Origin of the sequence: Paenibacillus sp. AR247 (assembly GCF_002968895.1) — a bacterium.
Taxonomy (GTDB): domain Bacteria; phylum Bacillota; class Bacilli; order Paenibacillales; family Paenibacillaceae; genus Paenibacillus_AQ; species Paenibacillus_AQ favisporus.
Window position 1 is genome coordinate 1,642,334 of sequence record NZ_PCZT01000009.1, and the last position, 6,510, is coordinate 1,648,843.

Below are 6,510 nucleotides of genomic sequence, written 5' to 3' on the forward strand. Positions count from 1 at the left end.
TCGAATGCGGACGCCGCGGACTATCGACACATATTATTGAGAAGCACTGCTTGGTCCACTCCATTTACCTGTATCCGACCCACATGCAGTTTTTCAGTACGGCTGAGCTGCTGGAGATCGGTGATGTGCCGTTCCCTTCCCCGAACGAGAAGCCTTTTCGGTACGAGGCCCTGTCCTACTACCGCAAGGTAGCGGATCATTACGACTTGTCCATCTCCCAGTACGAAGAAGCGCTGTCCGTGGAGCGGCAGCCGGATCATTCCTTTGTGGTACATACCGTTGACCGCAGCGGACAAAAACATCAATATGAAGCCAGAAACGTCGTGATTTCCACCGGTTATTTCGACCACCCGAATTACATAGGCATCCCCGGCGAAGATCTGGATAAAGTTACGCATTACTTCCGCGAGGCCCACCCCTATACCGGGATGAACGTGGCGATCATCGGCGGCAGCAACTCGGCAGTTGACGCAGCCATGGAACTGATTCGTGTTGGGGCAAACATCCATATGGTCTACCGGGGAGAGGAGGTTTCCGAGAACATCAAGCCGTGGGTGCGCCCGGTGTTTGAAGCGATGGTAAAAAAGGGGAAAATAGAGGTCCACGTGCAATCCAAGGTCACCGAAATTCGGGAGTCGTCCATCACCATTGAAGATAAAGACGGGCATACGACCGAAATCGATAACGATTTTGTGCTTGCCTTAACCGGATTCCGGCCGGATCGGAAGCTGCTGGCCTCCTGCGGCGTCGAACTGGATGGGGATATGGAGAAACCGCTGTTTAACCCGGAAACGATGGAGAGCAATGTGCCCGGACTCTACGTGGCAGGCGTCATCGCGTCCGGCCGCAATGCGAACGAGGTCTTTATCGAAACCGGCCGCAAGCACGGCGGGTTGATAGCCGGGCATATCGCCGCCGTTCGGGCTTCGCAGCAATAACCGTTTCATGGAAGTCAGTCCGCGTCGACATACACATCAAAATGCGGCGGTACTTTCGGCTGCCAAAAGAGAGGAGATGTTCCGTACGGATTTTACATCACTGATCCTGCTGATTCTCGCCGCCCTCGGCATAATCAGCAGCAACACGACCATTACCGTGGCGATGACCATCCTGCTGCTGCTGCGGGTGCTGCATCTACAGCAGGCGTTTCCCTGGCTGGAGAAGTACGGGCTGACACTGGGCATCATTATCCTGACCATCGGCGTCATGACACCGGTGGCCAGCGGAAAAATGAGCCTGCAAATGCTCGGAAGCTCCTTTCTGAACTGGAAGTCCCTGCTGGCGATCGCCATCGGGATGCTGGTCGCTTATCTTGGCGGCCGCGGTGCCTCACTGATGTCGGCCAATCCGACCATCGTCGCCGGACTGCTCGTCGGAACGGTACGCTCGTCGGAACGGTACTTGGCGTCGCCTTGTTCAAGGGCGTTCCGGTAGGGCCTTTGATTGCGGCCGGGCTGTTGTCCCTGCTGATCGGCAAAAGTTAAAAAAAGAGGCGCCCGCTATGGGGCACCTCTTCTGAATGTTAAGAGACCCGGTCTTTTGAAGACGCGGGTTTCTTCTTTTTTTGTTTAAACCTCCAGGTGCTGCACATTATACAGCCGTGCATAACTTCCGTCCAAAGCCATCAGTTCGGCATGCGTTCCCTGTTCCGTAATCATCCCGTGCTCCATCACGACAATTTGGTCCGCGTGGGTGATCGTGGAAAGCCGATGGGCGACGATCAGCGTCGTCCGGTTTGAAGCCAGCGATTGCAGTGCCTGCTGGATGAGATGCTCGGACTCCAGGTCCAGTGCGGAGGTTGCCTCGTCCAGCACTAGAATTTCCGGATTTTTCAAAAAAACGCGGGCGATGGCCAGGCGCTGCTTCTGCCCACCGGACAGCTTGACGCCCCGTTCCCCGACTTCCGTCTCATACCCGTCCGGCAGATTCATGATAAAGTCATGGGCGTTGGCCGAAACCGCAGCCGCTTGAATCTCGTCCATGCTCGCCTCGGGGTTGCCGATCAGGATATTGTCCTTCACCGACCCGCTGAACAGGAAGTTATCCTGCAGCACCATACCGATCGACCCCCGCAGGCTTTCAAGGGTCAGCTTCCGGATATCCTGCCCGTTAATGGACACGCTGCCCTGCTGAATGTCATAAAATCTCGGGATCAGCGAAATGAGGCTCGATTTGCCGCCTCCGCTCATGCCAACGAAAGCGACGGTCTGCCCGTGCTTGATATCGAGGCTGATATCCTTGAGCACCCAGTCGCTGCCCTCATTGTATTTAAACCACACCTCGTCAAACGAAATATGCTGAACCGGCCCCTGAAGGGTTTTCGCGTCCGGCGCATCGACAATATCGTACGGCTCCTTCAGCAATTCCATGACTCTTTCCAGCGAAGCGGAGGCCTGCGTCAGCACTGAGGAGGAGTTGATCAAACGCTTGAGGGGCGCATACAGCCTGTCCAGATAGCCGAAAAAGGCGACAAACGTGCCCAGGGTCAAATCATGATGGATCACCCGGTAGCCGCCGTACCCGATCACAAGCAGCGGGGCGATATCCGTCAGTGTGTTGATGATCGAGAACGTCAGCGCGTTCCATCTCGTCTGCGCCAGCGCTTTGTTCAGGAAATTCTGGTTGATGCCCGTAAACTGCTTATGATCGAAGCGCTCGAGGGTAAAGCTCCGGATCACGGAAATTCCCTGGATCCGTTCATGCAAATACGCCTGAATGCCGGCGAGCGCCTGAGAACGGTCCTTGGTGAGCTTCTTGAGACGCTTATACAGCACATTGACCGCGATCCCGTAAAGCGGAAGAATGGCGATGGACACCAGGGTCAGCACCGGGTTCAGGTACAGCATCACCCCCAGCACAATCAGCAGCGTGAACATGTCCAGCCAAATGTTCATCATGCCGACCTCAACGATATTTTTCGTCTGCTCCACGTCGTTGATAAAACGAGAGATGGCCTCGCCTACCTTCGTATTCTGGTAGTAGCGGAGCGACAGGCGCTGCAGGTGCGCATACAGGCGGTTCCGCATGTCGAACAAAATCCGGCTCGTGATCAGTTGGGCAAAATACTGCCGTAAATATTCGACCGGCCCCCGCACGATAATAAACAGGACGAGCGCGCCCCCTAAAATGAGAAACAGCCGGGTAACCTGCTCCGATACCGTCATTTTCGGGTTAAGCAGCAGGTCATCCACTACATATTTAAGAATCATCGGCAGCGTCAAAGGGATGCCGAATTTGATCATGCCGATGATCAGCGTACAAATAATCCATTTCGATAAGGTTTAACAAACCGGTAATAAGCTTTCCAATATTCCAAAAAACATTCCCTCTCCTTTCTGGCTGTCAATCAGGCTAATGGCGTGGGTAGAGGCGAATATGCGCCGGCAATCCGGACGCCTCCTATATCATACCTTGTTCAGGTCAGCCGCATCCGCTGCTTGGCGCAGGATCCCATCCGCCCGGCCGCGGCATGCGGCAAACCGAGCGCTCCTCCCCTTCCTGCAGGAAAGCAGCGGCCATAATCGGTCCGATCCGGGCTGAATTGCCTTTTCCTAACGCTCATGAGTTGACATTTCCCCCCTTNAATGATTAGATATCCTTAAATGTAAGATCGGACTTTGTTCCTGTATCGATCATTATACATTATCCCGGCAAGGTCAGCTTGGGTTAGATACTTAGGATTCAGGAGGTTCTTGATGTCTAGACAATTCGTTACAGAAGCGGTCATGGTGGCGATCTATGGAGAATTGCTCCAGACGAGCGTCCCGGTTGAATATATCGTGCCTTACACCAGCCTGCTGGAGCTGTATGAGCTTCAGGACAGCGACGAACCGCTGATGAGCTCTGCGGAGGATGACAGGTACGTGAAGGCCAGAATCAAGGAGCTGACCGCCTATTTCGAGGAACCGCTGAACAAGAAAAAAATTCAGAAAGCGCTCCATATGCCTTGGGCCAAGAGTCCTTCGATCCTCCTTGGCGAATCGGCGCGGATTACGGTCATCAACGCGATGGACACCGCTCCCTATGGCGAGCTGTTCGACCCGGTTGAGACGGAGCTGCTGCTGTCCTCGCAGCGGGAGGAAGCCCCGGTGCTCACCGATCAGATCGAGCTGATCCAGCGGATCGTCGAGGCTGCTGTGCCTGTGCATGTTTTTGATATCGAGGATTTTCAGTTTGCGGTGGAAACCGATAACTATACGCAGCACATTTAATAAAGTCTCGATCAGCAGCAAAAACTCCTTTCCAGGCGGAAAGGAGTTTTTATTTTGTCTGGATTTGCGCCGCCCCAATTTTTGCTGACAGCCCTCCGCAAAGCCGAATCCATAAGCATCCAGCGGCCTGATCTATCAGGATGCGCCGGTTAAGGATCGCTTTTGGCATATACGGTTAAATTGGCATACTCGGCAATCAGCGGCGCCATCTGGCGGAAGCCAAGCTTGCCGCCTCCAAGCGGCGGTCCGTAGGATACTCCGTCGTCTTCCCACTCAAACAAGGGGAGATCGTTGACGGCAAAGGTAATTCGCCTCCCCTCCTTGACGATCAGCATCCGGTAAGGGCCGGCCGCATCCATCACGCCTGGAATGGGGTCGGCCCCTTGCGCTACCAGATGAAAGCCGTAGCTTTTGCGCAAATTGCATGTCTGAAACCTTCGCTCCTCCGTCCATTTCCTCCGGAAGTAAGACACGTGAAAGGCGTTCATATCGCCATGATGATACTGATCGTATTCTCCCGTTCGCGGCTTGAACGAAGGGTCGAACAAATCCATGCCCTCCCTGCCGCTTGCGCTGAAAAACATGATCGCTAGGCCCGGCTCGCGCACCGGCCAAAAATCCCAGGACATGGCGGCCTCCCCCGGAAAATCCTCCGGGCACCACAGCACAAAATTGGCGCGCTGCCCCTCGGCCTCGTCCAGCACACTTTCGAGCCGCATCCGGCCCAAAGGAAACGTGACGGCAGCCTCACCCTCCATGCGAAACCCGGTAACATGCTCCGGCCTCGCGAGCGGATTCGCGTAAATCGTGTCCCACCCTTTAGGAATAAGCGGGCTGCGGGTGTCCTGCGTGTTCCCGCCCCCGGTCGATGGATCCGTTTGCATCGATTGTGCGTACCTCCTTCCGAGGGTGGCCGGAATGGCCTCCTCATTGAGCCGTCATACCTGCGCTTTCTGCCCGGCCGATACCGCTTCCTCCGGCAGGGCGTCCGGGATCAGCGCCAGGCTGATGATCGTATTCAGCGACCACTGCGACGCCTCGTTCGTGTTCATCCAGTCAAACTCGCGCAGGTCGTTAACGTAAGTGACGGCCGCGGCGTCTTTCTCAAGGTCCGTACAGGCAAACCGGTGCCCCAGGAGCGTCGACCAGGCAAAATCGGCCGTCCGTTGATCCTTCCGGTACCATGCCCCATACGCAACAAGCGCCAATGTCAGCACCGGATGCTCAAACCGCTGCGTGCTGATGACCCCGCCTGTGATCTGGTCCTTTTCTTCCTGTGAAAGGTTATAAAAAATGCCGAAATCGGCCATCATTTCGTTCCATTCTTCATCCTTCAGCATGGCGGACAGTTCGAACCACACCTGCGGCGCTCCCATGCAGAGGGCCAAATGGCGGCCCCAGTTGTCGTCGCCCATCGGCGTCAGCACGCCGGTTTGCGGATCGTAGCCGTAGGTAGGGCCGGAAATCAGGCCGTAATTGGCCTGCTTGATGCATGCAATGCCGGTCAGCAGCTTATCGCGGTAGAATGAATCCTCCTGCCGCTCCCAGCGGGTCATCCAGTTTGAACTGAACGCGGCCCAGTCCGGGCCGACCCGGATATGCGTCTTGTGCTCGTCTTTCGGAAAGTAGGCCCGCATCGGATCGATGTGAACAGTCGTATAATCGGCGTCCCTCGCCTCGTCCATCATATCTCCGATCCGTTCGTCCCCCGTTAAATAGTAGTAGTACCGGTGCAGGCCGGCCATGCCGATCCGGGCTTCCTTGCAGCCGCATCCCCAATGGACGACGTTGTGCCGGGAGCCGAGCCCGGCGTATTCGCCGAAATGGTATACGTCGACCTCGCTCGTATGCCGCGTCATCGCTTCCGCCATCCGGAAAATATCTTCGCGTCCCGAGCGTAAAAACATCAGCCACAGCCACATGTTCGGAACCAGCTCCGTATTCTGCCACGCGCAGCCGCCCAGGTCGTAGTTCCAGACGTGGCGGGCCGGATCGTAGCTGTGCATGAAATCGCCGTAATCCCAGAACCCGTACCAGCGCCGCTGCTCCACCTCCCTTTGGTAGAAAGCGATGATGCCGTCCAGCCTCTCTTCAAGACGTGCTTTGACCGGTGTCTCCCGGTCCGGCAGGCTCCAGATGCCGAATGCGCCCTGGCTGTGCAGGTAGTCGGGGTCGCACGCAAGCTGCGGAGGTGATTCGTTATACACCGCGTAAGCCTCCAGTTCCGCCGGCGAAGGAGTCGATTCGCGGCACCAGATCGTCAGCTCGCTCGTGTTCGCGACGCCGTAAGGGGTCGCCC

General features: G+C 56.1%; 4 protein-coding genes and 2 pseudogenes. 3 read left to right on the top strand and 3 right to left on the bottom strand.

The window, feature by feature from the left end:
• Positions 1-938 (top strand): YpdA family putative bacillithiol disulfide reductase (locus tag CPT76_RS15925; protein ID WP_105443574.1); only part of this gene is annotated, 938 nt, incomplete at its 5' end.
• A 76-nt stretch (positions 939-1,014) separates the two neighbouring features.
• Positions 1,015-1,484: pseudogene (locus CPT76_RS15930) on the top strand (DUF441 domain-containing protein).
• 84 nt (positions 1,485-1,568) lie between these two features.
• On the opposite strand, the pseudogene CPT76_RS15935 reads toward CPT76_RS15930, so the two are convergent.
• Positions 1,569-3,316: pseudogene (locus tag CPT76_RS15935) on the bottom strand (ABC transporter ATP-binding protein).
• 379 nt (positions 3,317-3,695) lie between these two features.
• Here CPT76_RS15935 and CPT76_RS15940 point away from each other — a divergent pair.
• Entirely contained in the window at positions 3,696-4,211 is a 516-nt protein-coding gene (locus CPT76_RS15940) for an ADP-heptose synthase (protein ID WP_076167894.1), read from the top strand.
• A 149-nt stretch (positions 4,212-4,360) separates the two neighbouring features.
• Here the strand turns inward: CPT76_RS15940 and CPT76_RS15945 are convergent, their stop codons facing one another.
• Together CPT76_RS15945 and CPT76_RS15950 are read right to left on the bottom strand one after the other, a co-directional pair.
• The gene (locus CPT76_RS15945) at positions 4,361-5,095 is read right to left on the bottom strand and encodes a DUF1961 family protein (protein ID WP_105443575.1); all 735 of its coding nucleotides are present in this window, start codon (positions 5,093-5,095) and stop codon (positions 4,361-4,363) included.
• A 54-nt stretch (positions 5,096-5,149) separates the two neighbouring features.
• On the bottom strand, positions 5,150-6,510 hold a 1,361-nt coding region (locus CPT76_RS15950; protein WP_483870051.1), incomplete at its 5' end, for an exo-rhamnogalacturonan lyase family protein.

What these genes read in the sequence shown, in the direction of transcription:
- CPT76_RS15940 (WP_076167894.1), top strand. Translation starts at nt 3,696, where the DNA reads ATGTCTAGACAATTCGTTACAGAAGCGGTCATGGTGGCGATCTATGGA.
- CPT76_RS15945 (WP_105443575.1), bottom strand. Translation starts at nt 5,095, where the DNA reads ATGCAAACGGATCCATCGACCGGGGGCGGGAACACGCAGGACACCCGC.